Origin of the sequence: Actinokineospora guangxiensis, assembly GCF_042657845.1 — a bacterium.
Lineage (GTDB): Bacteria > Actinomycetota > Actinomycetes > Mycobacteriales > Pseudonocardiaceae > Actinokineospora > Actinokineospora guangxiensis.
Genome location: NZ_JBHSKF010000030.1, coordinates 1,830 through 5,231 on the forward strand (window position 1 = coordinate 1,830; position 3,402 = coordinate 5,231).

Genomic DNA, 3,402 nt, shown 5'->3' on the forward strand with positions numbered 1-3,402 from the left:
GGTCTGGTTGGTGTTTGAGAACTGCACAGTGGATGCGAGCATCTTTGTGGCAAGTAGGTAAGGGCATACGGTGGATGTCTTGGCACCAGGAGCCGATGAAGGACGTGGGAGGCTGCGTTAAGCCTCGGGGAGCTGTCAACCGAGCTGTGATCCGAGGATGTCCGAATGGGGAAACCCGGCACCAGTCATGTGGTGTCACCTGCACCTGAATCTATAGGGTGTGTGGAGGGAACGCGGGGAAGTGAAACATCTCAGTACCCGTAGGAAGAGAAAACAACCGTGATTCCGTGAGTAGTGGCGAGCGAAAGCGGATGAGGCTAAACCGTGGGCGTGTGATACCCGGCAGGGGTTGCGTCTTCGGGGTAGTGGGACCTGCCCACCAGTTCTGCCGGACTGGTAGAGAGTCAGAAAATGATGTGGTTAGCGGAAGCGCTTTGGAACAGCGTGCCGTAGAGGGTGAGAGCCCCGTACGTGAAAACCTGTCATCTCTCGGTGGTGTTCCCGAGTAGCAGCGGGCTCGTGGAATCTGCTGTGAATCTGCCGGGACCACCCGGTAAGCCTGAATACTCCCTGGTGACCGATAGCGGACTAGTACCGTGAGGGAAAGATGAAAAGTACCCCGGGAGGGGAGTGAAAGAGTACCTGAAACCGTGTGCCTACAAGCCGTCAGAGCCTCCAGGTGGGGTGATGGCGTGCCTTTTGAAGAATGAGCCTGCGAGTCAGTGCTGCGTGGCGAGGTTAACCCGTGTGGGGGAGCCGTAGCGAAAGCGAGTCCGAATAGGGCGGTTGAGTCGCGTGGTCTGGACCCGAAGCGGAGTGATCTACCCATGGCCAGGGTGAAGCAGCAGTAAGATGTTGTGGAGGCCCGAACCCACCAGGGTTGAAAACCTGGGGGATGAGCTGTGGGTAGGGGTGAAAGGCCAATCAAACTCCGTGATAGCTGGTTCTCCCCGAAATGCATTTAGGTGCAGCGTCATGTGTTTCACGCCGGGGGTAGAGCACTGGATGGTCTAGGGGGCCTACAAGCTTACCGAAATCAGCCAAACTCCGAATACCGGTGTGTGAGAGCGTGGCAGTGAGACTGCGGGCGATAAGGTTCGTAGTCGAGAGGGAAACAGCCCAGAACACCAGCTAAGGCCCCTAAGTGTGCGCTAAGTGGGAAAGGATGTGGGGTCGCCCAGACAACCAGGAGGTTGGCTTAGAAGCAGCCACCCTTGAAAGAGTGCGTAATAGCTCACTGGTCAAGTGGTCCTGCGCCGACAATGTAGCGGGGCTTAAGCGCGCCGCCGAAGCTGTGTCATTCACACAATACATCCGCTGACGCTTTTTGTGTTGGTGCAGTGGTGTGGATGGGTAGGGGAGCGTCGATCAACCGTGGAAGCGGCAGCGTGAGCTAGCCGTGGAGGTTGGTCGAGTGAGAATGCAGGCATGAGTAGCGAAAGCAGAGTGAGAATCTCTGCCGCCGGATGACCAAGGGTTCCTGGGGCAGGTTCGTCCGCCCAGGGTAAGTCGGGACCTAAGGCGAGGCCGACAGGCGTAGTCGATGGACAACGGGTTGATATTCCCGTACCCGTGTGGACGCGTCCATGATGAGCCCATTGATACTAACCGCCCAAAGCTGGTTTTTCCTTCGGGAGAGGTCGGTGGAGCGCGGGACCTGATGTGGTAGTAGTCAAGCGATGGGGTGACGCAGGAGGGTAGCTCCGCCAGCTGTTGGTGACTGGTGCAAGCGTGTGGCCCGAGCGATAGGCAAATCCGTCGCTCATTGAGGGTGAGGCGTGATGCGTAGCCGATTGAGGCGAAGTAGAGTGATCCCATGCTGCCGAGAAAAGCCTCTAGCGAGTGTCCGTGCGGCCCGTACCCCAAACCGACACAGGTGGTCAGGTAGAGAATACCAAGGCGTTCGGGTGAACTGTGGTCAAGGAACTCGGCAAAATGCCCCCGTAACTTCGGGAGAAGGGGGGCCGGAGCGCTTGAAGCCCTTCGCGGGCTAGGGCGAGCCGGCCGCAGAGACCAGCGAGAAGCGACTGTTTACTAAAAACACAGGTCCGTGCGAAGTCGTAAGACGATGTATACGGACTGACTCCTGCCCGGTGCTGGAACGTTAAGAGGACCGGTTAGCCCGTAAGGGCGAAGCTGAGAATTTAAGCGCCAGTAAACGGCGGTGGTAACTATAACCATCCTAAGGTAGCGAAATTCCTTGTCGGGTAAGTTCCGACCTGCACGAATGGAGTAACGACTTCTCGGCTGTCTCGACCACAGGCCCGGTGAAATTGCACTACGAGTAAAGATGCTCGTTACGCGCGGCAGGACGGAAAGACCCCGGGACCTTTACTATAGCTTGGTATTGGTGCTTGGTTCGGTTTGTGTAGGATAGGTGGGAGACTGGGAAGCGCTCACGCCAGTGGGTGTGGAGTCATCGTTGAAATACCACTCTGATCGTACTGAGCATCTCAACCTCGGACCGTGATCCGGTTCAGGGACAGTGCCTGGTGGGTAGTTTAACTGGGGCGGTTGCCTCCCAAAGGGTAACGGAGGCGCCCAAAGGTTCCCTCAGCCTGGTTGGCAATCAGGTGTTGAGTGCAAGTGCACAAGGGAGCTTGACTGTGAGACTGACGGGTCGAGCAGGGACGAAAGTCGGGACTAGTGATCCGGCGCTGGCTGGTGGAAGCGGCGTCGCTCAACGGATAAAAGGTACCCCGGGGATAACAGGCTGATCTTGCCCAAGAGTCCATATCGACGGCATGGTTTGGCACCTCGATGTCGGCTCGTCGCATCCTGGGGCTGGAGTAGGTCCCAAGGGTTGGGCTGTTCGCCCATTAAAGCGGTACGCGAGCTGGGTTTAGAACGTCGTGAGACAGTTCGGTCCCTATCCGCCGCGCGCGTTGGAGACTTGAGGAAGGCTGTCCCTAGTACGAGAGGACCGGGACGGACGAACCTCTGGTGTGCCAGTTGTCCTGCCATGGGCATGGCTGGTTGGCTACGTTCGGAAGGGATAACCGCTGAAGGCATCTAAGCGGGAAGCCTGTTCCAAGATGAGGTCTCCCACCCTTTCGAGGGTTAAGGCCCCCAGCAGACCACTGGGTTGATAGGCCGGAGATGGAAGCACCGTGAGGTGTTCGAGTTGACCGGTACTAATAGGCCGAGGGCTTGCCACAAACATGCTACGCATCCACTGTGCGGTGTCTGAGACACCAACCACCCCCACCCGTCCTCGGGTGGACCTTCGGGTCCGCTTGTGGTTGGGGTGGGGTTGAGGTTGGACAGTTTCACAGTGTTTCGGTGGTTATAGCGGCAGGGAAACGCCCGGTCCCATTCCGAACCCGGAAGCTAAGCCTGCCAGCGCCGATGGTACTGCACTCGTGAGGGTGTGGGAGAGTAGGACACCGCCGGACTTCTTTA

At 57.9% G+C, this 3,402-nt stretch carries 2 rRNA genes; both read left to right on the forward strand.

The features are described 5' to 3' along the window. Positions 1-47 precede the first annotated feature (47 nt). A 23S ribosomal RNA gene (locus ACFPM7_RS30255) occupies positions 48-3,158 on the forward strand. A 120-nt stretch (positions 3,159-3,278) separates the two neighbouring features. After that, positions 3,279-3,395: ribosomal RNA gene (rrf, locus tag ACFPM7_RS30260) — 5S ribosomal RNA — on the forward strand. Positions 3,396-3,402: the final 7 nt, after the last annotated feature.